The 23,296-nt window shown below is 69.6% G+C and carries 27 protein-coding genes and 1 tRNA gene; 14 read left to right on the top strand and 14 right to left on the bottom strand.

What is annotated here, in order from left to right:
• Positions 1–105: 105 nt before the first annotated feature.
• The 3 genes from NKJ07_RS17620 to NKJ07_RS17610 all read left to right on the top strand — a co-directional run bounded on the left by NKJ07_RS17620 (position 106) and on the right by NKJ07_RS17610 (position 1,555).
• The gene (locus NKJ07_RS17620) at positions 106–381 is read left to right on the top strand and encodes a 4a-hydroxytetrahydrobiopterin dehydratase (RefSeq protein ID WP_318568095.1); all 276 of its coding nucleotides are present in this window, start codon (positions 106–108) and stop codon (positions 379–381) included.
• Positions 382–390: 9 nt separating this feature from the next.
• Positions 391–762, top strand: a complete 372-nt coding sequence (lwrS, locus tag NKJ07_RS17615; protein WP_318568094.1) for an LWR-salt protein — start codon at positions 391–393, stop codon at positions 760–762.
• A gap of 145 nt (positions 763–907) precedes the next feature.
• On the top strand, positions 908–1,555 hold the full coding sequence (locus tag NKJ07_RS17610) for an HAD family hydrolase (protein ID WP_318568093.1): 648 nt from the start codon (positions 908–910) through the stop codon (positions 1,553–1,555).
• Here the strand turns inward: NKJ07_RS17610 and NKJ07_RS17605 are convergent.
• The 4 genes from NKJ07_RS17605 to NKJ07_RS17590 form a co-directional block, all read right to left on the bottom strand.
• Positions 1,542–2,255 carry a HalOD1 output domain-containing protein gene (locus NKJ07_RS17605; RefSeq protein WP_318568092.1) on the bottom strand — a complete coding sequence of 238 codons (714 nt, stop codon included), beginning with the start codon at positions 2,253–2,255 and terminating at the stop codon, positions 1,542–1,544. The two genes, NKJ07_RS17610 and NKJ07_RS17605, sit on opposite strands and share 14 nt — an antisense overlap.
• A gap of 144 nt (positions 2,256–2,399) precedes the next feature.
• Positions 2,400–3,056, bottom strand: a complete 657-nt coding sequence (locus tag NKJ07_RS17600) for a HalOD1 output domain-containing protein (protein WP_318568091.1) — start codon at positions 3,054–3,056, stop codon at positions 2,400–2,402.
• Between the two features lie 75 nt (positions 3,057–3,131).
• Positions 3,132–5,018 (bottom strand): molybdopterin biosynthesis protein, encoded by a 1,887-nt coding sequence (locus NKJ07_RS17595; RefSeq protein ID WP_318570485.1) that lies wholly within the window; start codon positions 5,016–5,018, stop codon positions 3,132–3,134.
• Positions 5,015–6,241 carry a molybdopterin molybdotransferase MoeA gene (locus tag NKJ07_RS17590; protein WP_318568090.1) on the bottom strand — a complete coding sequence of 409 codons (1,227 nt, stop codon included), beginning with the start codon at positions 6,239–6,241 and terminating at the stop codon, positions 5,015–5,017. The genes NKJ07_RS17595 and NKJ07_RS17590 overlap by 4 nt, the downstream gene beginning before the upstream one ends.
• Positions 6,242–6,569: 328 nt before the next feature.
• On the opposite strand from NKJ07_RS17590, the gene NKJ07_RS17585 reads away from it, so the two are divergent.
• From NKJ07_RS17585 to NKJ07_RS17565, 5 genes are all read left to right on the top strand, one after another.
• Positions 6,570–6,878, top strand: a complete 309-nt coding sequence (locus tag NKJ07_RS17585) for a hypothetical protein (RefSeq protein WP_318568089.1) — start codon at positions 6,570–6,572, stop codon at positions 6,876–6,878.
• A gap of 83 nt (positions 6,879–6,961) precedes the next feature.
• The gene (locus NKJ07_RS17580) at positions 6,962–7,324 is read left to right on the top strand and encodes an Hsp20/alpha crystallin family protein (RefSeq protein ID WP_318568088.1); all 363 of its coding nucleotides are present in this window, start codon (positions 6,962–6,964) and stop codon (positions 7,322–7,324) included.
• Positions 7,325–7,333: 9 nt separating this feature from the next.
• Positions 7,334–9,004, top strand: a complete 1,671-nt coding sequence (locus tag NKJ07_RS17575) for an ABC1 kinase family protein (RefSeq protein ID WP_318568087.1) — start codon at positions 7,334–7,336, stop codon at positions 9,002–9,004.
• 48 nt (positions 9,005–9,052) lie between these two features.
• A complete protein-coding gene (locus tag NKJ07_RS17570) occupies positions 9,053–9,460 on the top strand; it encodes a methylated-DNA--[protein]-cysteine S-methyltransferase (RefSeq protein WP_318568086.1) in 408 nt (135 codons plus the stop codon).
• A 62-nt stretch (positions 9,461–9,522) separates the two neighbouring features.
• A complete protein-coding gene (locus tag NKJ07_RS17565) occupies positions 9,523–9,930 on the top strand; it encodes a DUF5518 domain-containing protein (protein WP_318568085.1) in 408 nt (135 codons plus the stop codon).
• Positions 9,931–9,969: 39 nt separating this feature from the next.
• On the opposite strand, the gene NKJ07_RS17560 is transcribed toward NKJ07_RS17565, so the two are convergent.
• The 4 genes from NKJ07_RS17560 to NKJ07_RS17545 all read right to left on the bottom strand — a co-directional run bounded on the left by NKJ07_RS17560 (position 9,970) and on the right by NKJ07_RS17545 (position 12,329).
• Positions 9,970–10,173 carry a DUF8015 family protein gene (locus tag NKJ07_RS17560; protein WP_318568084.1) on the bottom strand — a complete coding sequence of 68 codons (204 nt, stop codon included), beginning with the start codon at positions 10,171–10,173 and terminating at the stop codon, positions 9,970–9,972.
• A 139-nt stretch (positions 10,174–10,312) separates the two neighbouring features.
• Entirely contained in the window at positions 10,313–10,747 is a 435-nt protein-coding gene (locus NKJ07_RS17555; RefSeq protein WP_318568083.1) for a DUF5518 domain-containing protein, read from the bottom strand.
• A gap of 2 nt (positions 10,748–10,749) precedes the next feature.
• On the bottom strand, positions 10,750–11,484 hold the full coding sequence (locus NKJ07_RS17550; RefSeq protein WP_318568082.1) for a DUF7847 domain-containing protein: 735 nt from the start codon (positions 11,482–11,484) through the stop codon (positions 10,750–10,752).
• 287 nt (positions 11,485–11,771) lie between these two features.
• Positions 11,772–12,329 carry an ester cyclase gene (locus NKJ07_RS17545; protein WP_318568081.1) on the bottom strand — a complete coding sequence of 186 codons (558 nt, stop codon included), beginning with the start codon at positions 12,327–12,329 and terminating at the stop codon, positions 11,772–11,774.
• Between the two features lie 182 nt (positions 12,330–12,511).
• Here NKJ07_RS17545 and NKJ07_RS17540 point away from each other — a divergent pair, with 182 nt between their 5' ends.
• Positions 12,512–13,018, top strand: a complete 507-nt coding sequence (locus NKJ07_RS17540; protein WP_318568080.1) for a hypothetical protein — start codon at positions 12,512–12,514, stop codon at positions 13,016–13,018.
• 75 nt (positions 13,019–13,093) lie between these two features.
• On the opposite strand, the gene NKJ07_RS17535 is transcribed toward NKJ07_RS17540, so the two are convergent.
• The 3 genes from NKJ07_RS17535 to NKJ07_RS17525 all read right to left on the bottom strand — a co-directional run bounded on the left by NKJ07_RS17535 (position 13,094) and on the right by NKJ07_RS17525 (position 16,030).
• Positions 13,094–13,178, bottom strand: a tRNA-Leu gene (locus NKJ07_RS17535).
• A gap of 54 nt (positions 13,179–13,232) precedes the next feature.
• Positions 13,233–13,571, bottom strand: a complete 339-nt coding sequence (locus NKJ07_RS17530; protein WP_318568079.1) for a ferredoxin — start codon at positions 13,569–13,571, stop codon at positions 13,233–13,235.
• Between the two features lie 599 nt (positions 13,572–14,170).
• Positions 14,171–16,030 carry a histidine kinase N-terminal 7TM domain-containing protein gene (locus tag NKJ07_RS17525; protein ID WP_318568078.1) on the bottom strand — a complete coding sequence of 620 codons (1,860 nt, stop codon included), beginning with the start codon at positions 16,028–16,030 and terminating at the stop codon, positions 14,171–14,173.
• Between the two features lie 119 nt (positions 16,031–16,149).
• Between NKJ07_RS17525 and NKJ07_RS17520 the strand changes: the two genes are divergently transcribed.
• Complete coding sequence (locus tag NKJ07_RS17520; protein WP_318568077.1) at positions 16,150–17,496, top strand: hypothetical protein; 1,347 nt, start codon at positions 16,150–16,152, stop codon at positions 17,494–17,496.
• A gap of 44 nt (positions 17,497–17,540) precedes the next feature.
• Positions 17,541–18,911 carry a hypothetical protein gene (locus NKJ07_RS17515; RefSeq protein ID WP_318568076.1) on the top strand — a complete coding sequence of 457 codons (1,371 nt, stop codon included), beginning with the start codon at positions 17,541–17,543 and terminating at the stop codon, positions 18,909–18,911.
• A gap of 8 nt (positions 18,912–18,919) precedes the next feature.
• On the opposite strand, the gene NKJ07_RS17510 is transcribed toward NKJ07_RS17515, so the two are convergent.
• A complete protein-coding gene (locus NKJ07_RS17510; RefSeq protein WP_318568075.1) occupies positions 18,920–19,405 on the bottom strand; it encodes a nucleoside deaminase in 486 nt (161 codons plus the stop codon).
• Positions 19,406–19,804: 399 nt separating this feature from the next.
• Between NKJ07_RS17510 and NKJ07_RS17505 the strand changes: the two genes are divergently transcribed.
• Both NKJ07_RS17505 and NKJ07_RS17500 read left to right on the top strand, forming a co-directional pair.
• Positions 19,805–20,092: a DUF8028 family protein gene (locus NKJ07_RS17505; RefSeq protein WP_318568074.1), complete on the top strand. Its 288-nt coding sequence runs from the start codon at positions 19,805–19,807 to the stop codon at positions 20,090–20,092.
• Positions 20,093–20,194: 102 nt separating this feature from the next.
• The gene (locus NKJ07_RS17500; RefSeq protein WP_318570484.1) at positions 20,195–20,536 is read left to right on the top strand and encodes a DUF8062 family protein; all 342 of its coding nucleotides are present in this window, start codon (positions 20,195–20,197) and stop codon (positions 20,534–20,536) included.
• Between the two features lie 30 nt (positions 20,537–20,566).
• On the opposite strand, the gene NKJ07_RS17495 is transcribed toward NKJ07_RS17500, so the two are convergent.
• Both NKJ07_RS17495 and NKJ07_RS17490 read right to left on the bottom strand, forming a co-directional pair.
• On the bottom strand, positions 20,567–21,100 hold the full coding sequence (locus tag NKJ07_RS17495) for a peptidylprolyl isomerase (protein WP_318570483.1): 534 nt from the start codon (positions 21,098–21,100) through the stop codon (positions 20,567–20,569).
• 253 nt (positions 21,101–21,353) lie between these two features.
• Positions 21,354–21,866: a peptidylprolyl isomerase gene (locus tag NKJ07_RS17490; protein ID WP_318568073.1), complete on the bottom strand. Its 513-nt coding sequence runs from the start codon at positions 21,864–21,866 to the stop codon at positions 21,354–21,356.
• A gap of 379 nt (positions 21,867–22,245) precedes the next feature.
• Between NKJ07_RS17490 and NKJ07_RS17485 the strand changes: the two genes are divergently transcribed.
• Entirely contained in the window at positions 22,246–23,259 is a 1,014-nt protein-coding gene (locus tag NKJ07_RS17485; protein WP_318568072.1) for a succinylglutamate desuccinylase/aspartoacylase family protein, read from the top strand.
• Positions 23,260–23,296 lie beyond the last annotated feature (37 nt).

The raw sequence follows: 23,296 nt of genomic DNA, 5'->3' as shown, positions 1-23,296 counted from the left end.
TGTCCGACGAGGACAGCGCTGTCCGCGCGCTCGGTCGTGCGTACCGCGCCGGACGACACGATCCGAGTCCGAACAGTTAACAGAGCCCGCGACGACGCGACGGGTATGGCCGAACTGCTCTCCGATGAGGAGATCGAGGAGCGACTCCCCGGTGGCTGGGAGCGCGAGGGGGACGAGATCGTCCGGACGTACGGGTTCGACGACTACCTCGCCGGCGTCGCGTTCGCCACCCAGGTGGGTGAAGTTGCCGAAGAGGAGTTCCACCACCCCGAGATCGTCATCGGGTACGAGACCGTCGAGGTCCGCCTGACGAGCCACGAGGAGGGCGGGATCACGGACAAGGACGTTCGCCTGGCGAACCTCTTCGACGCCGAACGGTAAGGGGAACCCATGGAGGGTACGTACGTCTTCCGCGTGCGGTTCCGCCTCGACCCGGCCGTGGTCGAGACCGACCCGGCGACGTTCGAGACGGTCGTGCGCTACCCCGCACCCGAACCCGGTGCCGACGCAGAGGAGTGGCGCTTCTTCGAGCAGTGGCTCTGGCACGGCGATCTGACGGACGAGCGGCGGTTCCGGGCGATCGCCGAGGAGTGGCTCTCGGTCACGGTCGTCTCCGTGCGGTTCAGCGAACTCGTCGTCGACGAGGCGTATCTCGACGCGTGGACCGACGCGGTCGCCGCGGAGGTCGACCGCTACAACGCCGACACCGCCCGCGAGGTGCGACACAACCACCTCGGCTCGTCGCTTCGCGTGGTGGAGTGACCGCCGACAGGGCCCCGCGGTGGTTCGGGCGACGGACGACGGTCGACGGGCGATGGCCGACGAGTCGGTGGGAGCGGGGAGTTCTCGTCGGTGAGAGCCGGGGCACAAGGAACTTACCGGCACGCCCCCTATTGGATGCTCCCCAATGGTTGTCGGTGAGTACGACGTCTGGCTGTTCGACCTCGACGGGACGCTCGTCGACGCTGACTGGGCGTACACACGCGACGTGTTCGACCGTGTCGGCGACCGACTCGACCGGACGTTCACGGACCGCGAGGCGGAGATCATCTGGCACGGGCTCAACGGCCCACGCGACCCACAGCTGCGCGCGTGGGGGATCGACCCCGCGGAGTTCTGGCCGGTCTTCCACGACGAGGAGGACCCGCTGGCCCGCGCGGAGGTGACGTACCTCCACGACGACGCCGCCGAGCTCGTCCGCGACGTCCACCGGGCTGGGGTGCCGGTGGGGGTCGTGACGCACTGTCAGGAGTTCCTCGCGGGCCCCGTCCTCGACCACCTCGACATCCGCGACTGGTTCGACACCGTCCACTGTTGCACCGAGGAGATCGGCTGGAAGCCAAACCCCGCACCGGTCGAGCACACCTTGTCCCGACTCGGCGTCGCCGACGGCGAGCGTGGCGTGCTCGCGGGCGACGGTACGAGCGACATCGGCGCGGCGTGGAACGCGGGGCTCGACGGGATCCACGTGGAGCGACACGACCCCGACCAGCGCGGTCACTGCGTCCTCGCGGACTACCGCGTGCGCTCGTTCGACGAACTCAGACGCGGCTGATCGGCCGGCTCTTGACGACGCCGTCGGCCGTGACGACGACCTCGTGACGACCGAGACGGAAGCGGACGTGGAGGTCGGTCGCGGCGTTCGCCGACTCGAACAGCGCCGCCAGCGCCTCGGGATCGATCTCCTCGCCCAGCGGCCGGTCGTCGGCCCGGTCACCGAGCGCGTCGGCGAGCGTCACCACGAGGTCCGACGTCGACGTCGGATCACACCGGGTCAGTTCGGTCCACTCGTCCGAGTCGACCGGCGGCGACTCGTCCGCGGGGTCGTCGGCGGGCGCGTCGAACGTGGTGGCGACTCTCGGAGTCCGAGCAGGGGTCGAGTCGGCGGCGTCGACGAGTCGTCGCACGTGATCGGCCGCGTCGCGGACGCGTCCGTCGTCCTTCCGGGCGTACTCCGTGATTCCCGCCCGAGCGACGAGCGGTGCGACATCGGCGAACGGCTCGTTCGTGTAGAGCACGACCGGTACCGACGGGTACCGGTTCCTGATCGCTTCGGCGAGCGGCGTCCCGTCCGGGAGGTCGATCGCGTCGGTGACCACGACGTCGACGGCCTCGACGGAGAGCGTCGCGAGGGCCGCCTCGCCGTCGGCGCGGGTGAGCAGTCGGACACCGGGCGTCCCCTCGAACGACGACCGTGACGCCCCCAGGCAGTCGTCGTCGGGATCGACGTGGAGAAGCGTCGCTCTGGTGTCCATACGTGCGGAGATCGACGGGGTACGGACGCATATATCATTCGGTTGCACAGTAAAACTGAATGAAAACAAACGAAGTCGTGAAACCGCGAGAACAGCGGGCATCGGCGGGCGTGGCCCGGAACGGCCGTTCGGGCGAGGAGGCGGTCAGTTCGACGCGGTGGCGGCGGTGATCCGACCGTCCGCGGCGACCGCCAGATCGAGCCCCTGATACGAGAACCTGACCTCGACGTTCTCGGGCTGTGCGCGCCCCGCCGCGGGGACGAACAGGCTCTCGAGCGCGTCGGCGTCGACGGCGTCGTACAGCGGATCGAACTCGGTCGCGTCGCCGTCGACGACGTTCTCGACCGCCTCGACGATCGAGACGCCGAGTTCGACGGGCGAAGTGAAGTCGTGCTGGCCGATGAGACGGCGGTCCACGTCGGCGTCCTCGTCACCGGCGAGCCGCTGGACGTGGCGGATGACGGTCTGGTAGTCGGACGCGTCGGCCTTGCGGACGTACTCGGAGACGTCGGCCGCGACCGCGTCGCCGGCGACCTCGTTCCACTCCTTCGCGGTGAAGAGGACGATCGGCGCGTCGGTCGTCCGGCTGGCCGCCTCGACGAACGACTCGCCGTCCGGCATGCGAACCGAGTCGGAGACGACGCAGTCGACGTCGTGGGTGGAGAGTGCCTCGATCCCCGCCGGGCCGCTTCCGGCGGTGACCATCGAGACATCGGAGTCGGTACGTTCGAACAGCTGTGTCGAGAGTTCCAACACGTCGGGTTCGTCGTCGACGTGCAGGACCGAAACCTGTCCGGGCATGGACCATCGTACGGAGAAGACGTACATAAATCCAGACCCCCAGATATCAGATTTGAAGACAGCGTGAGACCGCTGTCACGCCGCGTCGTAGCCTGGGAGGTCCACGTCGGCGGCCGAGAGGGCGGCCGCGAGTTCCCGGACGGCCGGCTTCTCCGTCCGGCCGGGTGCCCCGTGGACGGCGACCCGTTCGTGACCGAGCGGGACGAAGTCGAGCCCGAGCGCCGCGGCGGTCGTCCGAAGCCCGAGTCCCGCGTCGGCCCGACCCTCCAGGACCGCACGTGCGGGGCTCTCGTGAGCTTTCACCGTCAGCTCGTAGCCGTCGATTCGATCGGCGAGCGCGCCGCGGGAGACGCCGCGCGCGTCGGCGAGGTCGTCGAGCGCCGCGTCGAACGTCGCGCGGAGGCCGGCGTTGCGGTCGCGGTTCACGAACCGGACGTCGGCGTCGACGAGCGCGTCGAGGCCGTCGACCTCGTCGCCCGAGACCACGAGTCCCCACTCGCGGGTCCACGCGCCGAGTTCCTCGCTGTCGACGTCGCGGCTGCTCTCGCCGGCCACCACGGCGACGTCGGGCACGCCGTCGCGCAGGCGGCGGAGGCCCTCGCGGCTCCCGACGGGCAGGTATCTCGGGGCGTCGACCCGGTCGAGCAGGCGAGAGAGCAGCGGGTCGTCCTCGCCGACGCCGAGCAGGCGCGGCGCGCGGACGTCGGGCGAGAACAGTCGGACCTCGACGCTGTCGCCGGCCGCGATGTACTCGGTGTCGGCCGGCACCTCGACGACACCGTCGGCCTCGACGAGACTGGTCGTCGCCCCGCTCCCCTTGTCGACGGGGTAGACGAGGAGATCGTCGGCGGCCGGGTCACTCTCGACGAGCCCGACGGGCATCAGCCGCATCCGGCCCTCGCTGTAGCGTTCGCGGACGGCGAACTCGCCCGTGACCGTCGCCGTCCGCGGCTCGGGAAGCCCGGCTGCGCGCCGGATCGCAGGCGCGACGAACGTTCGGAAGATGGTGAGCGCCGACACCGGATAACCCGGGAGCCCGACGTACGCCGACTGGCTCCCCGCGGAGTCGAGCCGCCCGACGAGCATCGGCTTGCCCGGCTTCACCGCGACCCCGTGTAAGAGGAGGTCGCCGCGCTCCTCGATGACCCGGTAGATGACGTCCACGGCGGAGGCTGAGGTCGACCCCGACGAGAGAACGAGATCGCACTCGTCGGCCGCCTGTCTGAGTAGACGCTCCATCTCGTCGTAGTCGTCGCCCGCGTGGGGGTAGAGGACGGGCTCGCCGCCCGCCTCCGTTACCCCGGCGGCGACGGTGTTCGAGTTGACGTCGTAGATCTCCCCGCGCGCCGAGTTGAGATCCTCCCCCGGCCGGACGAGCTCGTCGCCGGTCGAGACGATGCCGACCCGCGGCCGTCCGCGGACGGGCACCTGATCGACGCCCAGCGCCGAGAGCAGGCCGATCTCGCGCGGCGTCAGCCGCGTGCCGGGGCCGAGCGCCCGTGACCCGGCGGCGATGTCCGCACCCGCGAACATCACGCGGTCGCCGGGGGCCACGGCGGTCCGGATCTCGATCTCGCCGCCGAGATCGTCCGTCCGCTCGACCATCACGACGGCGTCCGCGCCGGGCGGCAACACGGCACCGGTCGAAATCTCGGCACAGGTCCCCGGCTCGACCGTCACGTCCGGCTCCGTGCCGGCGTGGACCGTCCCGACGAGGTCGAGCACCCGGGGGTCTGACTCGTCGGCACCGAACGTGTCCCGCCCGCGGACCGCGTAGCCGTCCACGCTCGCCCGGTCGAAGCCGGGGACGTCGATCGCGGCGTCGATCCGTTCGGCGAGCACTCGCCCCCGGGCCTCGTCGAGCGACACCGACTCCGGCGACGGCGTCAGCGCCAGCGAGGCGATGGCCTCGTGTGCCGCCTCCGGCGGCGCGAGGTCGCGGAACTCCTTGCGGTCGGTCACGCCGACCACTCCCACTGTTCGACCTCCACCCGTTCACCCGCCGGGATGCCCTCCTGGGACTCGGGCACGACCACCCAGCCGTCCGCGAGCGCGACCGACGAGAGGATTCCCGACCCCGATGTGCGCGTCGGGACGGCGACCTGCTCGCCGTCTTCCTCGCGAACTTCGACGCGGGCGAACGTCCGGACGCCGGGTTCGCTCGACAGCTTCCGGGCCAGGCGTACCTCCCGCCGTGGGAGCGGCGGACAGTCCATCCCGCCGACGTGTTTGACCAGCGGTCGCAGGAACTGGACGGCGTTGACGATACACGCGACGGGGTAGCCCGGGAGCGACACCACAGGCGTGTCCTCGACGACGCCGAGCGCGACCGGGTGACCCGGTTTCAGGGCGACACCGTGGACGAGGACCTCGCCGAGTTCGTCGATCACCTCGGGGAGAAGGTCGCGCTCGCCGACCGACGAACCGCCGGTCGTGACGATGACGTCCTTCGTGAGGTCGCGCTGGACCGCGGCGCGGAGCGCGCTGAACTCGTCCGTCACGACGTTGCGGTAGGTCGGGACGCCACCCCACCGCGAGACCAGCGCCGAGACCGTGAGGCCGTTGGTCTCGATCACTTCGCCGGGCCCGGGGTCGGCCTGGACCAGTTCCTCGCCTGTCGGGACGACGCCGACGGTCGGCGGCTCGAACGCCCGGACGCGGTCGAGGCCCACGGATTTGAGCAACCCCAGGTCGGAGGGTCGGAGCGCGTGTCCGGGCTCGAACAGCGACTGCCCGGCCTCGACGTCCTCGCCGGCGTCGCCGACGTTCTCCCCCTCGGTAACGGCGTCGAACACCTCGACGTCGTCGCCGACGCGCTCGGTCTGTTCGATCATCACGACCGCGTCGGCACCGTCGGGGAGGGCGCTCCCGGTGTGGACCCGGGCGGCGTCGCTCGGGCCGACGGCGACGTCGGCGTCGCCGGCGGCGCGCAGGACCGTCGGCGACCGGTCGGAGGCACCGAAGGTGTCGGCGGCGCGGACCGCCCAGCCGTCCATCGCGGCGCGGTCGTAGCCCGGAACGGGGTTCGGAGCCGTCACGCGCTCGGCGAGCGTGCGACCGTCCGCGCGCGTGAGCGCGACGCGTTCGGTTCGGCCGTGTGGATCTGCTGCCGCGAGCAGGCGCTCGCGGGCGTCTTCGACCCGGGTTCGGGATTTGAAGCCGGAGCGTTTCCGGTCGTCGTGCATACCTGTGTCTGGGTGGACGAGCGGTAAAAAGCGTCGGCGAGCGTCGGGAGTGACCGAGCACCGCGGTCGGGGAGGACTCGACCGCCCGTTGCACACCGCGTGCTGCTGGTCTCTCCCACGCACGGGATCGAAGGGGACGTTCCGGCTCTCGCGCGTCCCGCTGTCCCGCGGCCGCCGAACCACCTCGGTCTTCGGGTCCGGGCGTCGTCACACTACCCGGGGCGGTCGTACCGAGGGGCCGACCCGAGAGGGGACGAAAGCGGCTCAGGCGGGAGCGAACGCCACCACGACTACCTTGCTGGCGGAACCAGTCGCGGATGGTGCACCGATGACGGAACGACGACCGCTCCTGAAAGGGCTCGCCGCGAACGGCCGGCAGGTCCACCGCTCGACGGTCGAACTCGCCGCAAACGACAGGACGGCTCTCCCGTGCGCGTGGCCCCGGCCCGCACTGTCGTACCGACTGGCCGTCCGCCCCGGCTGGACCGACGAGTGGCACACGACCCGGTTCCGTGGCGAATGGAGCCACTGTTCGGTGACCAAGATCGGGCCCGCGGGCGCGGTCGAGGAGCCGGTCGACTTCGAGTACACGCTACCGTGCCCGTCGACCGGCGCCGAGGCCGAGTCGTGTCGGTGACCGAGCCGGACCGACGACGAGCGACCGACGGCGGAGCATCCGGGACCGCGGGCTTCTTACACCCCGACTCCTTACCTCAGTCCATGTCAGCACTGCGCGACGCGTTGCGCGAACTCCCCGAAGCAGTGTTCGCGGATCTCCTCGAATCGGACGAGCAGTACCTCCTCGTCCTCGATCTCCCCGGCGTCACGGCCGAGACGGTCGAGATCAAAGTGGAGCGAGGCCGGCTCGTCGTCGAGGCGCGCCGGGAGAAGGACCTCCCGCCGGAGTTCCGCTACGTCAGGGAGAACCGCTCGCTGTTTCTCGACGCCGAACTCCCGCTCCCGCCGGACGCCACCGGCGCAGGCGCGGAGGCGACGGTCGACCGTGGCGTGCTCGAACTCCGCCTCCCGAAGCGGGACTCCGCCCCCGAACGCACCATCCCGATCTCGGACAAGGACGCGTAATCGGGTGGGGTGGTCACGCTGGTCAATCTCCGCGCGTACTGGCGCTTCTTCGTCGTCCTCTACCAGTTCTTCCCGCTCATCGTCGCCTACAGCCGGGACCGACGGCGGTTCGTCCTGTTCGGTCGGTCGCGGCAGGTCGACGCCGAGACGCAGGCCAAGCGGGCGAACGTCCTCCTGGACTCGCTTCTAACCCTCGGGCCGACGTTCATCAAACTGGGCCAACTGCTGTCGACCCGCCCCGATATCCTCCCGCCGGCGTACGTCGACGTGCTCTCGCGGCTCCAGGACGACGTCCCGCCCGCCCCCTGGGCCGAGGCCCAGACCGTCCTCGAAGAGGAGGTCGGCCCGATCGACGACGTGTACGACGACTTCGACCGCGAGCCGATCAGCGGGGCCTCCCTCGGCCAGGTGTACACCGCCACCTACCGGGGCGAGGAGGTCGCAGTCAAGATCCGCCGCCCGGGCATCGAGACGCTCGTCGAGGCCGACCTGCGCGTCGTCCGCTGGTCGCTCCCGTTGATCCAGCGGTTCATCGGCGAGGGCCGGGCGTTCTCGCTGGAGAACCTCGCCGACGAGTTCGCGAAAACCATCCGCCAGGAGATGGACTACTCCCGGGAGGGACGCGTGCTCACGACCATCCGCGGGAACTTCGCCGACGACGACGACATCCGCATCCCCGAACTCCGCGAGGAGGTGTCGGGACCGCGCGTTCTCACGATGGAGTACCTCCCGGGCATCAAGATCAACGACCTGGAGACGCTCGACGAGCGCGGGATCGACCGAACCGAACTCGCCACCCGGTTACAGCGCATCTACCTCCAGATGATCATCGACGACGGTGACTTCCACGCCGACCCCCACCCGGGCAACCTCGCGGTCGACGACGACGGCGCGATCATCTTCTACGACTTCGGGATGAGCGGCCAGGTCGAGCCGTTCATCCAGGAGAAGATCGTCGACTTCTACATCGCCGTCGCCAACCAGGACATCGACGGCATCCTCGATGCGCTCATCGAGATGGGGACGCTCTCGCCCGAGGCCGACCGACAGGTGATGGGTGACGTGATGGAACTGGCCATCGCCGACGCCCGCGGCGAGGACATCGAGCAGTACCGCGTCCAGCAGATCGTCGAGCAGGTCGAGTCGACTATCTACGAGTTCCCGCTCCGCCTCCCGCGGAACCTGGCGCTCGTCCTCCGCGTGGCGACCGTCGTCGAGGGCGTCTGCGTCACGCTCGATCCCGACTTCGACTTCATCTCCGTCGCCACCGACTACCTCACCGACCAGGGGTACCGCGAGGAGACGATCAAGCGCGTCGTCAGTGAGACCGGCGACCAGCTCCAAGAGACGACCCGGTCGCTGTTCCGCGTGCCGCCGAAGCTCGAACGCGTCCTCGACACCGTCGAGCGCGACGACCTGACGGTGAACGTCCGCATCGAGGACCGCAACGACGTGCTCTCGAAGCTCGCCCGGCGCATCGTCTACGGCTTCCTCCTCGCCGTGGGCGTGCTCTCGACGGCGATCCTCTACGCGTTCGATGGCGTCGAACCCGCCGCCGTGGCCGCGGTCGCGACGCTCCCCGTGGTGTTCCTGCTCTACCGGTCGTTCAAGCGGAAGACCGGACTGAAAGCCCGCCCGCAGTTCACCCGGCAGAACCTCCGGCAACGCCGCGGTGACTGATCGACCGAGGCCACGGTTCTTTTTACCCCCGCTCGGCGTAGCCCCAGCGTGCGACTCGATCTCTTCGGCTACGCGTTCGACCTCGACGAGGCGTTCGTCGACGCCTCCATCGCGGAGATCCGCACGCAGGTCCGCGCGTACGAGGACGGCGACCGCCGCGCCTTCTCCCTGTCGGTCGCGTTTCCCGACTCGTTCACCGGGCGCGTGATGGCCGCGATGGCCACGATCCCCTACGGCGAGACGCGGAGCTACGGCGACCTCGCTCGCGTGTTGGAGACGAGCCCCGTCGCCGTCGGCGGTGCCTGCGGGCGCAACCCGCTCCCGATCGTCGTTCCCTGCCACCGGGTAGTCGGCGCGGACTCGGTGGGCGGCTTCTCGGCGGCCGGCGGCGTCGCGGCCAAGGAGGCACTCTTGGCGCACGAGCGGGGCGCTCCCGTCCAGCGAACGCTCGGCTGAGATATCAGTCGGGTGAACGTTCGGGAAGGGTATTATGTACGATGAACCGCATATGTACGGTGATGACGCGTTGGCACGCGGTCGTCACCGGGCTCCTCGTCGCGCTCACGATGGAGGTCGTGATCTGGCTCGTCTCCGGGCGGTTCTCGCTCATCGGCGGCCTCGTCGGGAGCGGCGTCGCCGGCTACGTCGCCGGCACCGAACCGACCGACGGCGCGTGGCACGGTCTCCTCACGGCGCTGGCGTGGGGGATCGTCCTGATCCCGCTCGGCGTGCTCGTCACGCTCACCCGGGGAGCGGGCGTTCCGTTCCCGCTGGAGTTCGTCCTGTCGGTGCTCCGGACGCCCGGCGACGTGACGACCGCGATCCTGTTGCTCGTGACGCTCCCGAACGTGTTCACGGGAACCGCCGGGAGCCTCGTCCGCTGGGGGACCGGCCCGCCGGCGTGGATTCCCGAGGACTGGGCGTAGCGACCGGGAGGGCGTTCCGCGCGACGAACCCACGCCGAGTCAGGCGGTTCGTTCGGCGGGGTTCACCGCGACCGAGCCCACCCACATCGCCGTCGCGAGAACCGATCCGACGCCACCGCTGAGGCGGAGCGGAACCGACGAGACCGCCCCGACGGCGAGGCCACCGACGAGGACGATTCCCATCGCTGCGAGGACCAGGTCGGTCCAGGCGAGCGGCGCTGACTCGGACGGTCGGGCACTCATAATTACATGTCATTACAGCCTCGCCCAAGTATCTTGTCGTTTCACCGGCAGGTCGTGAGTGTCACTCGCGGCCGTGAGAACCCGAGGCGGGCGGCCGTTCGTCCGTACGGTCGACTCTCCGCGATAGCTACAAAAGCGGCTACGTCCCGGGTTCGGGTGTTCGGTCTCCGATCTTCTCGAACAGCCAGCCACCGACCGCGCCGCCGAAAAATCCGGCCGCGCCGATTCCAAGCGCCATCAGACTGAACAAGACCACCAACACGGCTGCCGCTGGAGCGAAGGACCACGCCTCGGCGATGCTCCGTGCAGTGACGAGGCTCGGCGAGAAGATCCACACCAGTCCCGGCAGGGCACCGATAACCCCGGCGCGGAGTCCGACGGGTTCGGCGTCGATCGAGTCCCGCTTGGCGAGATAGCCGGCGAGGAGTCCGCCAACGAACACCATGTTGAGCGAGAAGCTGTTTCCCATGCCGGAGAGCCAGTAGCGGCCGAGCGTGAGCGGCATGGAGACGAATCCGCCGACGAGGGCGTACGTCCAAGTTTCGGTTACGACCCCGGGGACCTCGTTCGGCATACTCACGGATCGGCGACCGCACCACCCATCGACTGCGGCGTGCCGGAGCCGTCGAATCCGTCCTGCTCGTCGTCTCGAACCTGTAGATACGCGGCCGCTATGGTCCCGTAGAGGAAGACGAACAGGACGCTGCTGACCGTGTTGGAGACGAGGTCGGCGACGACCGGCGTGCCGGCCAGATCGAGCACCGACCCGACGGTTCCGGTCACGAGGTCGGCGATCCCCGAGAGGATCACGACGACGCCGAGTTTCAGTCGGTTGCCTCGCGACAGACGCCAACTCCGCTTGAGCGCATCGATGACACCTCTGTCTTCGACACTGACCGCGAAAACGAAGAACAGGAAGCACGTGGCGAGGAACACTCCAGGCAGTACGAGCATCATCAGTCCAGCCGTGACTGAAACCGCGACGAGCATCCCGCCGCCGATCATGGCGAGCGTCGCGCGTCCGAGTCGGCGCGTGATCAGATCCGCAGGGAACGTAGAGAGCTCCGCCAGTGGCCGGGTGAGCGCTCGGGACAGGACGACGAAGTAGACCGAGCTGAGGGCGAAGGTACAGAGGAACAGAACGGTACCGACAGTCCCCGAGACGGGGAGTGTAAGCCCGAGCGTCTCCCCGAGTTCGGCTGCGGCTCGGGGAGGGAGGAACCCGACGACTGCCGTATTGACCGAGGTCTGGAGGAGAAATTGGATAGCGAGGAGTCCGAGAAACAAGATCCCGCCTGTTCGGGTGAGCACCCGCCTGATACCGTCGCTGAACGTTCAGCCGAGTTGGAGGGCCTTCTGGTGTCTCTTGGCCGGGCGGGGTAAAGACGGTCGAGACTCAAACCGGCGTTTCAGTGTGACAACGGATTCCACGCCGTGTGTGACGTCGTACCGTTCGCTGCGCCCGACGAAGCGAGTCGGAGACCGCATCGAACTCCGAGCGCCCACCGTCTACTCTTCCCCGCGACGATCGAAACCGAACCGCCCTCAACGACACCGGACGACTGCTCCGAGCCCGGCACCCACGGCCAAAGAGAGGCTCAGTAGCCGACGAAGAAACCCGTACGGACTTTCCGCCACACGAGTTTCGGGAGCTGCAACAACACCGTCGGAAAGCTCAGCCCGAGCTGTTCGGGGATCTGTCGTGAATCGAAGTACGGTCGCCACTCGACCACCTGTCCGCCTTCCACGACGAACTTGTCGATCGCCCCGATCTCGATCTCCCGCCCCGTCGGCGGAACGCCCAGAAACTCCCCTTGATGAGTGCCGGACAACATTAGCTCCGCCATGGCGATGGTGTCGCCGGCAACCAGCTCCTGCATCGAGAACTCGATATCGGGGAACCCTTCACGGTTCGCTCTGATGAACGACGCCCACTCGTCACGGCTGTGAACCTCGCCATCCGGCAACGCGGGCCCGTAGACGTCGACCGACTCCGCTATCGCTTCGATCTTCGACGAGTCGCCGTTGAGCCAATCGAACGCGTCGTGAACCACTCGTTCGGTATCGGTAGCTTCGCCCCCCATAGCCAGCTCAGATTCGGTAACGGCCAACAAGTAATCACCCAGTGATATTATATGACCGTACGGATCTACCACGTCGCGCGGGAACGACCGCGTTGCACGAGCCGACCGCGGTGGGGACGAAGTGTGTATCCTGTCGTCACTCGATCTACCGAACCGAGGCTGGATAGCCACCCGCGTGGTCGAACTTGTCGCCCGTTTTTTGTCTCGTTTACAGGTAATTGTCCATATAATATCATTTTCTATTATGAACGACAATGGATCGACGGACGTTCATCGGAGCGTTGTCGGTAGCCGGAACAGGTGAGGTCGTTGGGTGCCTCGGATCGAGCGACAGCGGCGGTGAGTTGCGGGGGGAGTACACGGCAGACCCGGCGACGGCTGAGTTCACCTACGAGTGTGAGGAAGCCGACCTCTTCGAGGACGTCTTCTATCTGATGGGCCGAGCGAGTTCGCTCGTCTTCGGCAACTCGGCCGTCGAGTGGCACATCGACATGGAGGCGGGCAAGGACCTCAAGATCGGAGTGTACAACGTCGAACGGGCCTCGAAAGCGGGGGTCCCGAGCGTACAGCTCATCGGACCGGTCGGTGCAGTTATCCTCGACGACAGCAGTTTGTCTTCCCTCTACGCCGTCTCGACGGAGTCCGCCGGCCGGTACGTCCTCCGGATACGAACCCGGGAGTGGATCGCAAGGGAGGGGTGGCGGGTACTGGTCTCGTGGTACGACGAAACCGGCTGCACGCGGTTTACCGGGCAGGAGTGAGCGGCCGTCTCGCGTCGTCTCACGGCAGCCGCGGCTCGTCGCGACGCGGTCACTCGCTGTCGTTCGCAGAAACGATGCGAGGGAAGGGATTTGAACCCTCGAACCCCTACGGGAGCGGATCTTAAGTCCGCCGCTTTTGGCCTAGCTCAGCCACCCTCGCGCGTCTTCCCGTTCTCCCGTCCCCCGAAAGTCGGTTTCGGTCCGTCGCGGTCCGCTACCAGTCAACCGACAGGGTGCCGTCGCCGTGGGGGTCCGGCGCGATCTCCTCGTCGGTCCGGCGGTCGATGACGTGGATGACGCCGCTCCCTTTCTTCGCCGGGCACACCTCCGCGGCCTCGACGTTCTCCGCCAGTTCGTCCTCGGCGATGTAGTACGACCGCGGCTGTGCCAGCCCCGTGTCGATGCTCATCGTCCAGTTGTCCGCCACCTCGGCACACCGCCCCGCGCCGAAGCACTTGTTGGCCTCGAAGATGATCTTGTACGGCTTCTCCTCGACGGGCGGGGCGTTCGCCTCGTCGCCGATATCGCTCGGTTTCGGGGGAGCGTCGCTCATTGACGTGGATAGCGGCGGCCCGGTCTTTCCTCTTTCGTCTGCGCCCGGTGGGAGGTCGAGGCTGCCCGTGTCGTGTCGCATCACGTCGGCTGGTGGACCCGTCCAGCCCGACTGCTGATCGAGTGTCTCTCGTAACGGGCGGAACTGATATACATCTCGTCGAAGACCGAGCTCGTGAGTCCCTCGACCGATCGCGCGGTCGCCAGAGCGGTGGCACCACAGCCTCCCCAGCCGATTCCGTCGCTCGTTCGTACGACCCACTCGCTCAGTCATCCCTCGCGCGTGAGTCGCGCCGATGAGGCGGCGCGACGTCACGCGCCACCGCCTGCGGTCGGCACGCGATGAACGAGCCGGCCGGGAAGGCCTTCGTGAGCGAGAACGCGAGCGAACGAACGGCTCAAACGGCGAAGCCGCTCCAGTGGTGTGGTTTCACCGCCCTGGAGACTGCCTTCGCTCCGTGTGCCCGTCCAGACGGAGGCGTGCGGATCACCTGGACTGCCTACTGGGACGACCGCCACGTTCGCCTTCTCCGCTAGAGTCCGCTCGTCCTCGGTGACGACCTCCGATCGGGCACGGCGAGGGAAGGCTAGCCGACCGACTCACCCCGCCAGGGACGCGTCCAGCGGGTTCAAGCCGTTCGGTGGCCCGACGCGTCCGAACGCCTCCGTCGGCTCGACCGACGCCTCGCTGGGGGAGTCTGCGTGGTACCGCTCGTCCGTCCGCGCGCGGAGGCGGAGGGTGACGACGTTCCCCCTCGGGTCAGCCGACTCGTGTGTCACCGTCCCGCCCGACTCCGTGACGATCCAGTGGACGAGCCACAGTCCGAGCCCGCTCGCCCCGTCCAGGCTCGACTCCCGGCCGACGAGCACGTCCAGATCCTCGGCTGGGATGGGCGGCCCGTCGTCCGTGACCCGGACGTCGACGTACCGCTCGCCGTCGACCGCGACCCGGTCGACCGACACCGACAGCCGGGGTGCGGCGGCGTCGTTGTGTTCGACGGCGTTCTCCACGAGGTTGTCCACCGCCGAGCCGACGAGATCCAGCGCGCGGACCCACGCGTCGGCAGGGAGGTCGGTCTCGACGGTCGCCTCCGGGTGAGTCCGTGCCAGCGCCGCCGTCCGCTCGCGCACCACCCGCGCGATGTTTAGCGTCGACAGCGTCGGCTCGTCGGCGTCAAGGTGGCGTTCGACCTCCCGGACGGTCTCGACGAGTTCGCGCATTTCGGCCGCCCGGGCGGCGAGCCCAGCGACGTACTCCTCGTTGCCGGGGTCGCGTTCGAGGAGCGCGGCGTAGTTCTCGATGACGGCGACGTCGTTGCGGAGGTCGTGTCGGAGGACGCGGTTGAGCACGGCCACCTCCCGTTCGCGCCGGCGGCGCTCGGTCACGTTGCGGAGGGTCAAGAGCCGTCCCGCCGTCCGGTCGTCCCGGAGCGGCGAGACGCGGACCTCGTAGTGGCGGCGCGGCTCGGAGACGACGAAGTCCGCGGGGGGGTCGCCGCCGGGGTCGATCCCGTCGACGAGATCAGCGAGCGGCGGCGCGATCGCCCGGAGTTCCGCGCCGACCGCGTCGTCGAGCGTCGTCCCGAGAACCGACTCGGCGCTCGGGTTCAGATCGACGACGCGCCCCCGGTCGTCGACCGCCACGACGACTTCGGGGAGGCGCTCGACGAGTTCCGCGCGGGCGATGCCACCCGTGACGGGGTGGACGTCGAGCAGGCGGTAGCGGTGGAGGCCGCCGCCGAGGACGACCGCCGAGACGACGAAGCCGACGGACGTGAGGTCGACCGCGGAGACGCCGGCGAGGAACGCCAGGTTCCCGAGCCAGGGCGCGGAGACGCCCGCCACCAGCGCGGCCGTCTGTCGCCGGAACAGCCGAGCGTTCGCGGCCGACGCAACCAGCAACAGCGTCCCCGCGCCGACCAGGGCGTAGGCGTACGCCGTCCACAGCCAGAACACGGGGCCGTACGTGACCGAGAGGACCGCGAGGGAGCCGTCCGCCGCGGGCACCAGATCGGCGCTCGCCCACACGAACCCGGTCGAACGCGTCGTCCAGGCGAGCGTGACCATCGCCGCGGCCGGAGCGGCAAGCACGACGAGTCGTCCCCGGCCCAACAGGTCGCCGCGGCCGGTGTACGCGAGCGCGAACGTGAACCACGTGACGGGGACGACGACGATCCCGAGGTACGCGAGCCGCCCGAACAGGAGCGCGCCGGCCAGGCTCGGGCTGACCAGTTCCAGCGCGTAACAGACCGACCACCAGCCCGCACCGAGCGCGAGCGCGGTCATCGACGCCGACCCGGGGCGGTCACGGCGACGCCGGACAGCGACGGCGACGCCGACGGCGAGGACCGCGGCGATCACGACAGGAACCACGTACGGCGTCGGCTCGAACGACACCTGCGAGACGACGGACGGGCTGGCGGAGGGGGAGGCCTCGGCCACACCGTTGAGTGGCCGCATCAGTCCCTGTACGCACTGGGGCGGCTTCGCTTTTGCTCCCGGTTGTCCCGGTCGAGCAGTGGGTGACGATCGGCGGGACCGGGAGTGGATACTTGCGTGGCCGGTCCTAACGGTCGACGATGCCGTCCCGTCCGACGCTCGCGGCGCGCCTCCGCGGTCGCCCACGAGAGGAGATCGCGGCGTTCGTCGCGGCGCTGTACGCGGCACGGGGCGCGGAGACGCACGTCGACGGCGAAGCGGCGGTCGTCGACGGCGAGCGGTACCTGGTCGTCCCCGCCGGCTACCGCGCCCGCCTCCGCCACCGCCTCGGCACGACGGCCGAGCGCGCGGACCGCGTCGTCGCTGTCGACCCCGCCCGCGCCGACGCGCTCGCCGCGCGGGACGACGCGTCGGTACTCACGCCGACAGACCTCGACGACCTCGCGCGCTACGGCCTCGACCGCGCGGCCGCCGACGCCGTCTTCCGCGATCGGCTCGGAGTCGCCGTCGGCGACCTCGCGCCCGCGGGCCGGTCGACCCCAGAGACCAAGGGGGCGACGCCCCCGACTCGATCCGGGAGCCGCGACCCCGACGGGCCGAGGAGCAAGCCGGTTCCGGCGGCGGTGACGGTCGTCGCCGCGGCTGTGCTGGCCGCCCTCGTCCTGTCGGTGGCCCCGGGGTCGCTCGGGGCCGACGTCGGTGTCTTCGCCGGGGAGGCTGAGCGAGCGGGAGCGTCAGGGGGTGTGACGGCGACACCTGGCGCGACGACGGCCGAAGCCGCCGTGGCGAACAGAACGAGCCGAGCGAACGGAACGGCCGAGCGCGACCCGCTCGGCCTCGCGCCCGGACTCACCGCCGACGGCGTCGCCGATCCGGAGGCGCTCGCCGACGCGCACGCGGCGGCGCTGGCGAATCGGTCGTACACCTGGGAAATCACGTACGTCGAGCGATCTAACGGGACCGAGGTCGGGCGTGCGACCGAGACGGTCGCGGTCGCGGCTCCGTCGACGTACGTCGCGAACGTGAGCCGCGAGGGCCTCCACGTCAGCCGCGGTCCGGTGGCCGTCGGACCGTCGTACGCCGACGGGGAGCGGCGGTACCGGCCGACCGACGAGGGCGTCGCCGCGTCGGCGGTCGAACTCGACGACGGCGTCGGCCCACAGGAGTCCCGGGCCCGGCGGTTCCTCGGGGTCCTCCTCGACGGTCAGGAGACGTCGATCGTTCGGACGATCCTCGGTGGACAGCGGCTGTACGTCGTCGACATCGAGGGGACGACCGAGAGCACCATCCGGCGCTACAGCGCGACCGCACACGTCGCCCCCGACGGCGTCGTCTACTACTACTCGGGGTCGTACTGCCTGGTTCCGATGCGGAGCACCGCGGTCAGCGAGGTCTGTCTCTCGCTCACGATGCAGTACCGCGACGTGGGCGGGACGGTCGTCGAACCGCCGTCGTGGTACACGGAGCGGGAACCGACGTCGGCGTGAGCCGGGAGGTGGGTTCTTGCCCGCTCGCTTCGACGTGGGGGACGATGTCGAACCGTCCGACGCTCGCGGCGCTCCTCCGTGGCCGGAGCCGGGCGGCGCTCGTGGAGTTCGTCAGGGCGCTCCACGCCGCCCGCGGTGCTGAGACGCGCGTCGACGGGAGCGTGGTGGTCGTCGACGGCGACCGCGTCCTCGTCGTCACCGGCCGGCGGTTCGCGGTCCTCGACGGTCTCGGAACGCGCCGAGCCACGCCGTCGAGGATCGATCGGGTCGTCGCCGTCGACACCGCACGGGCCGAGCGAATCGCGGCACGGTACGACGCCCACCCCGTGTCGGCCGCCGACCTCGACGGTCTCGCGCGCTACGGCCTCGACCGCGCGGCCGCCGACGCCGTCTTCCGCGAGCAGTTCAGCCGCCCCGTCTCGGCGGTCGAACCGGTGCCGACCCGGGCAGACAGGGACGCCCGGCGCGCCACGCACGGCCGGTCGTCCCCGACCGTTCTCGCCGGCGCGGTCGTCGTCCTCGTCACACTCGCGATGCTCGGTGTCGTGCTCTCCGGTGCGGGTGTGGGTGCGACGGCGTCCCCGTTCCCCTGGGCGTCCGAGGCGGTCGATTCGGTCTCCGTCTCCGTCCCGCTGGCTCCGGGATCGGTCGCGCCCGACGGCGAGGAGACGAGCGGGGGCCGGGCGATCGGGAGCGGAGCGCGGACGACGCTCGGATCCGCGGGGGCGGCCGGGCCGGGAGAGGCCGGGGCCGACCGCGCCCTCGCGCCGGGGGTGTCCGTCGACGGCGTGACGGACGCCGACGCGCTCGCGGCGGCACACGCGGCGGCGCTCGGCAACCGCTCGTACCGCTGGGAGCTCAGCTACGTCGAGTCGGTGAACGGCTCCGTCACCGCCCGCGGGACGGAGACCGTCCGGGTCGGGTCGCGCCGTCAGTTCGTCTCCAGGGTCGAGTGGATGGGCGATCCCGTCGGGCTGACCCCCGTCGCCGCCCGTCCCTCGTACGCCGACGGAGCGGTTCGGTACCGCCCGTCGGCCGCCGACGGGGAGGTCGTCACCCGATCACTCGGCGACGTGCCGCCGGCGGGCGAACAGGGGTGGCGCGCCTCGCGGTATCTCCGGTGGTGTCTCTCGGCGCGGTCGTCGACGGTCGAGCGGACGGTCGTCGACACGGCACCCCCGGTCGCCGTGGTGACGCTGAACGGCTCCGGCGATCCGAACGTCGCAGGGTACGCCGCCCGGGCGCGTGTCACCGCCGATGGGTTCGTCCGGTCGCTCTCCGTCTCGTACGTGCTCGCGACCCGCGACGGCTCACCCGCGGTCGACGTCGACGTGACGTTTCGCTACCGCGTCCCCGCGGACGGCTCACCCGCGCCCCCGCCGTGGTTCACTGGGGCGAGGCAGCGGACCGGCTGAGGCGGGACTCAATCCCAACACTCGCGGTGGACTGCCTCCCCCTCGGCCCGCAGGAGTGGCCCGACGACGGTCACGTCGTCGCGCTCGTGCAGATAGTCGCTCGTCGGGACGTCGTCGTTCGGTCTCGCGGGCGAGAGCGTCGCGGCCGTCTCGCCGTCGACGCTGTACACCAGCCGACCGAGCCCCGCGTACGCCATCGCGCCCGAACACATCATGCACGGATAGGTGCTCGTGTACATCGTCGTCTCGCGGCGCGCTGCCGGCGCGAGTTCCCGCGCGGCCCACCGGGCGAGTTTGAGTTCGGGGTGGGCGGTGACGTCCTCGTCGGTCAGCGTCGTGTTCTTCGACTCGGCGATCACCTCGCCGTCGTGGACGAGCAACGACCCGAAGGGGGTGTTGCCGTCGGCGGCGGCCTCCCGGGCGAGTGCCAGCGCCCGCCGGAGGAACCGTTCGTCGGTCTCGGCCGCGTCCGCGTGGTCGGCTCCGTCGTCCATGGGTGGCGGTCGGCGGCCAGGACCGAGACGCTTTCGACGAGGCGTGTTCGAGTACTGCCTCGGTATCGGTCCACGTCGCTCGGCATCGGTCGACACCGATCCACGTCGGTCGACTCGGTCAGCATCGGTCTACGTCGCTCGGCATCGGTCGGCATCGGTCGACTCGGTCAGCACCGATCCACGTCGCTCGGCATCGGTCGACTCGGTCGGATTCGACGTTCTCGAAGAAACGGCTTTTGAAAGCGCCATGAACGGTCTCGAACTGTCTGTGTCGTCGATAAACTGTCCGAACGGTTCTCCGATCCAGCGACGAACCGACGTGAAGCGTCTGAACAGCGGCCAACGGTTTCCCGGTTATAGGTGGGTGGCCCCCGATGGATCACTCGAAGATCGTCCCCTATGTCCGTCTCCGAACACGCCCTCGCCGAACAGGTCGCCCGCACCGCCATCGAAGGGATCGATCGCCTCCAGCGCCTCCTCGCGACGCTCGTCGTCCGCCTCACGGGGTCGGTCCGAGCCGCCGCGTTCTGGGTCGCGACGCTCCTCCCGCTGTCGTACCTGCCGCTCCTCGCGACGGGCGTCACGGCGGAGAACCCGTTCGGGTTCGTCGCCCTCCTCTGTGGGAACGGGGTCGCGTTCGTGATCGGCCACGCCCACCGCCGCGGCGAGCGCGTCGAGGCGCGCTGACGGAGCGTTGAAGACGCTCGACCGGGTAGTGTTCTCGTGGTCGACGACTTCGACACGGACTCCGACACGCCCGAGGCGCTCGACGCCGACGAGATCGACGACATGCCGACCGTCTCCTGTACCCGCTGTGGCCGCGAGTGGGACCTCGCGTACGAACTCGACGAACTCGTCGCCGGCAACCAGGCGGTCGAGCAGTTCGCGCTCGACCACAAGCGACATACGGGTCACTTCCCCGACGACGCGGCGACCTGGCTGGCGCGGTGCCGACACTGCCCCGAAGGGGTCGAACGGCTCTCACGAGGCGCCGCCCGCCGCTGGGCCGAGACGCACGCCAGACACACCCGCCACAGCGTCGCGGTGAGCCACGGGACCGACGGGGAGGGGACGCTCGTCGAGCCCGGTGACTGGGACGGGGCGTCCGGCGACGGCCCTCGCTATCCGTAACTCGTTCGTAACTCGTCGCCCAAGCGGCGGTCAGCGGTCACCGCTGGCCACGTCGACGGATGCGAGACGGACCTCCTCGCGGGGTCTGTCGGCCCCGTCGGTCGGGACGGAGCCGATCTCCCTGACGACGTCCATCCCGTCGGTCACGCGCCCGAAGACCGCGTGTCTCCCGTCGAGATGCGGCTGGGCGGCGAGCGTGATGAAGAACTGCGAGCCGTTGGTGTCGGGGCCGCGGTTCGCCATCGAGAGCACGCCGGGGCCGTCGTGGCGGAGGTCGTCGTGGAACTCGTCGGCGAACGTGTAGCCGGGGCCGCCGCGGCCGGTCCCCGTCGGATCGCCGGTCTGGATCATGAAGTCGTCGATGACCCGGTGGAAGGGTACGTCCTCGTACAGCGGGTCCGTGCGCGTCTCGCCCGTTTCGGGGTCCTCCCACTCCCTTTGTCCGGTGGCGAGGCCGACGAAGTTGGCGACCGTCTTCGGAACCTTCTCGGAGTAGAGTTCGACCGTGATGTCGCCCTTCGTCGTGTGCAGCGTCGCCCGCCGTGCCGAGGGGTGACCGTCCATGCCCGCCGCCGCGGTGGCGTTCTCTGCGGCCGGCGGTGACCCCGTCGGCGTCCGTGTTCGCGTCCGTGTCTGCGTCGTCGACGAGGACGTACAGCCGGTGATAACGCTTGCGGTCAACAGCGCGGCGGTCCGGAGGGCGTGGCGTCGCGTCGGGTTCATACGCTCTGAAACGTCCCGATCGCCATAACTACTGGTTCTCGTGGCCCGCCGCGGGTTCGGAGAGCTAATCGTCGGCGTCGACGGATGCGGCGGCTTAGCGATCGACGTCGACGGATTCGAGGAGGACGTCCTCGTGCGGCTTGTCGTCGCGGTCGGTCCGCACGGAGCCGATCTCCTCGACGACGTCCATGCCGTCGATCACGCGCCCGAAGACGGCGTGGCGACCGTCGAGGTGCGGGGTCGCGTCGAGCGTGATGAAGAACTGCGAACCGTTGGTGTTCGGTCCGCTGTTCGCCATCGAGAGCACGCCCGGGCCGTCGTGGCTGAGGTCGTCGTGGAACTCGTCGTCGAACGAGTAGCCGGGGCCGCCCCGACCGGTTCCCGTCGGGTCGCCACCCTGGATCATGAAGTCGTCTATGATTCGGTGAAAGAGTACGTCCTCGTACAGCGGATCGGTGCGTGTCTCGCCCGTCTCGGGGTCCTCCCACTCTTGGTCACCGGTGGCGAGACCGACGAAGTTCTCGACCGTGTTCGGCACCTTCTCGGGGTAGAGTTCGACCGTGATGTCGCCTTTCGTCGTGTGCAGCGTCGCCGTCAGGTCACTCATACACGGGTCGATGGCGGCCGGCGTGAAAACCCTGCCGTCCTCGCGGTCTGAGCCTCGCGCGACGGATCGTGAGACGGCGTGCGCGCCGGACGGGGTGAGGGGACCGTCGAAGGCGTTGTGGCGGGCAAACGAGAGAGGTCGCCAGAGCGGTGAGCCTACGACCATCATAGCCGATTTCGGGCTCTCACTCCCGTCGGTCGTTCGCAGGGCTCACGGCCCCGCCGTTCGCCTTGTCGCGGCGCGAAGCGCCGCGCTCTCCTCGCGCGCCCACTCGCTCACACCTGGTCGTCGACGGGGGGCAGGCCCGAAGCGTCATCGGTGATCACACCCCTCGATTCCCCGCCCGAAGCCCCAAGATAGCCCAGCACGACTTCCGGGTATGCACACTGCCGAGCGGCGGACGCTCGCTCGTCTCCCGTCGGGAACGACCGTCGAGACCACCGTCCACACGTACGGCTCGGGTGAGCCGACGGTGTACGTCCAGGCCGCTCAGCACGGCCACGAGGTGAACGGGACGGAGGTGCTCCGTCGGGTCCACCACGAACTGATGCGACGCGAACGCGAACTCGACGGAACCCTGATCGCGGTGCCGGTCGCCGACCCGATCTCGTTCGACCACTCGTCGTACACCACGCCGCCGGAGATCGACGCGAAGAACCCGAACATGAACAGAGCGTGGCCCGGCGACCCCGACGGGAGCATCCACCAGCGGATGGCCGCTCGGCTCTGGGCTGACGCCTCGACGGCCGACGTCGTCGTCGACCTCCACACCGGGAGTCCGGGGATGCTCACGCACACGGTCTACCGCCGCGGCGACGACGCCTCGCGCGAGCTCGCGCTGGCGTTCGGGACCGACGTCTGTCTCGCGGAGGCCGCCGGCGAGGACGCCGAGGACGAGTGGGCCGACCGCGGCTTCGACGGGAAGTTCCGCGTTGCGGCCTCCGCGGCGGGGATCCCCGCCATCACGCCGGAGCTCGCGCACAACAAACAGCTGGTCGACTCCGCGATCGAGACCGGTGTCCGCGGCGTGTTCAACGTGCTCTCCCACGTCGGCGTCCTCCCCGGCGAGCCCGACGCGCCGGCAGGCCAGCGAACCGTTCGGAACCACCTCGGTCGCGTCACAGCCACCGCGTCGGGGCTGTTCAGGCCCGCGTCCGACGCCGCGCTCGGTCGCGCGGTCGAGGCGGGCGACCATCTCGGCTACGTCACCGATCCGACGAGCTACGAGGAGAAACAGCGCGTCGAGGCGACGCACGACGGGCTGCTCTACTCGATCACCCGCAACGCGACCGTCTCCGCCGGCCAGAAGCTCGTCGGCATCGCGCTCCCGCTCAACGACGGCGCCGACACGGACGGCGCTGACGGGACGGGCGAGGCCGGGCGAACGGACTGAACGAACTGAACGACCGAGGCCGAGCGAGCAGACGAGA

The sequence above is a fragment of the Salinigranum marinum genome (assembly GCF_024228675.1).
GTDB lineage: Archaea > Halobacteriota > Halobacteria > Halobacteriales > Haloferacaceae > Salinigranum > Salinigranum marinum.
This window is presented reverse-complemented; position numbering and strand designations above follow the sequence as displayed.

What these genes read in the sequence shown, in the direction of transcription:
- NKJ07_RS17490 (WP_318568073.1), bottom strand. Translation starts at nt 21,866, where the DNA reads ATGAGTGACCTGACGGCGACGCTGCACACGACGAAAGGCGACATCACG.
- NKJ07_RS17530 (WP_318568079.1), bottom strand. Translation starts at nt 13,571, where the DNA reads ATGAGCGACGCTCCCCCGAAACCGAGCGATATCGGCGACGAGGCGAAC.
- NKJ07_RS17565 (WP_318568085.1), top strand. Translation starts at nt 9,523, where the DNA reads ATGACGCGTTGGCACGCGGTCGTCACCGGGCTCCTCGTCGCGCTCACG.
- NKJ07_RS17510 (WP_318568075.1), bottom strand. Translation starts at nt 19,405, where the DNA reads ATGGACGACGGAGCCGACCACGCGGACGCGGCCGAGACCGACGAACGG.
- NKJ07_RS17580 (WP_318568088.1), top strand. Translation starts at nt 6,962, where the DNA reads ATGTCAGCACTGCGCGACGCGTTGCGCGAACTCCCCGAAGCAGTGTTC.
- NKJ07_RS17500 (WP_318570484.1), top strand. Translation starts at nt 20,195, where the DNA reads ATGCCGACCGTCTCCTGTACCCGCTGTGGCCGCGAGTGGGACCTCGCG.
- NKJ07_RS17590 (WP_318568090.1), bottom strand. Translation starts at nt 6,241, where the DNA reads ATGCACGACGACCGGAAACGCTCCGGCTTCAAATCCCGAACCCGGGTC.
- NKJ07_RS17555 (WP_318568083.1), bottom strand. Translation starts at nt 10,747, where the DNA reads ATGCCGAACGAGGTCCCCGGGGTCGTAACCGAAACTTGGACGTACGCC.
- NKJ07_RS17525 (WP_318568078.1), bottom strand. Translation starts at nt 16,030, where the DNA reads ATGCGGCCACTCAACGGTGTGGCCGAGGCCTCCCCCTCCGCCAGCCCG.
- NKJ07_RS17515 (WP_318568076.1), top strand. Translation starts at nt 17,541, where the DNA reads ATGTCGAACCGTCCGACGCTCGCGGCGCTCCTCCGTGGCCGGAGCCGG.
- NKJ07_RS17560 (WP_318568084.1), bottom strand. Translation starts at nt 10,173, where the DNA reads ATGAGTGCCCGACCGTCCGAGTCAGCGCCGCTCGCCTGGACCGACCTG.
- NKJ07_RS17540 (WP_318568080.1), top strand. Translation starts at nt 12,512, where the DNA reads ATGGATCGACGGACGTTCATCGGAGCGTTGTCGGTAGCCGGAACAGGT.
- NKJ07_RS17605 (WP_318568092.1), bottom strand. Translation starts at nt 2,255, where the DNA reads ATGGACACCAGAGCGACGCTTCTCCACGTCGATCCCGACGACGACTGC.
- NKJ07_RS17505 (WP_318568074.1), top strand. Translation starts at nt 19,805, where the DNA reads ATGTCCGTCTCCGAACACGCCCTCGCCGAACAGGTCGCCCGCACCGCC.
- NKJ07_RS17600 (WP_318568091.1), bottom strand. Translation starts at nt 3,056, where the DNA reads ATGCCCGGACAGGTTTCGGTCCTGCACGTCGACGACGAACCCGACGTG.
- NKJ07_RS17520 (WP_318568077.1), top strand. Translation starts at nt 16,150, where the DNA reads ATGCCGTCCCGTCCGACGCTCGCGGCGCGCCTCCGCGGTCGCCCACGA.
- NKJ07_RS17485 (WP_318568072.1), top strand. Translation starts at nt 22,246, where the DNA reads ATGCACACTGCCGAGCGGCGGACGCTCGCTCGTCTCCCGTCGGGAACG.
- NKJ07_RS17620 (WP_318568095.1), top strand. Translation starts at nt 106, where the DNA reads ATGGCCGAACTGCTCTCCGATGAGGAGATCGAGGAGCGACTCCCCGGT.
- lwrS (WP_318568094.1), top strand. Translation starts at nt 391, where the DNA reads ATGGAGGGTACGTACGTCTTCCGCGTGCGGTTCCGCCTCGACCCGGCC.
- NKJ07_RS17495 (WP_318570483.1), bottom strand. Translation starts at nt 21,100, where the DNA reads ATGGACGGTCACCCCTCGGCACGGCGGGCGACGCTGCACACGACGAAG.
- NKJ07_RS17610 (WP_318568093.1), top strand. Translation starts at nt 908, where the DNA reads ATGGTTGTCGGTGAGTACGACGTCTGGCTGTTCGACCTCGACGGGACG.
- NKJ07_RS17585 (WP_318568089.1), top strand. Translation starts at nt 6,570, where the DNA reads ATGACGGAACGACGACCGCTCCTGAAAGGGCTCGCCGCGAACGGCCGG.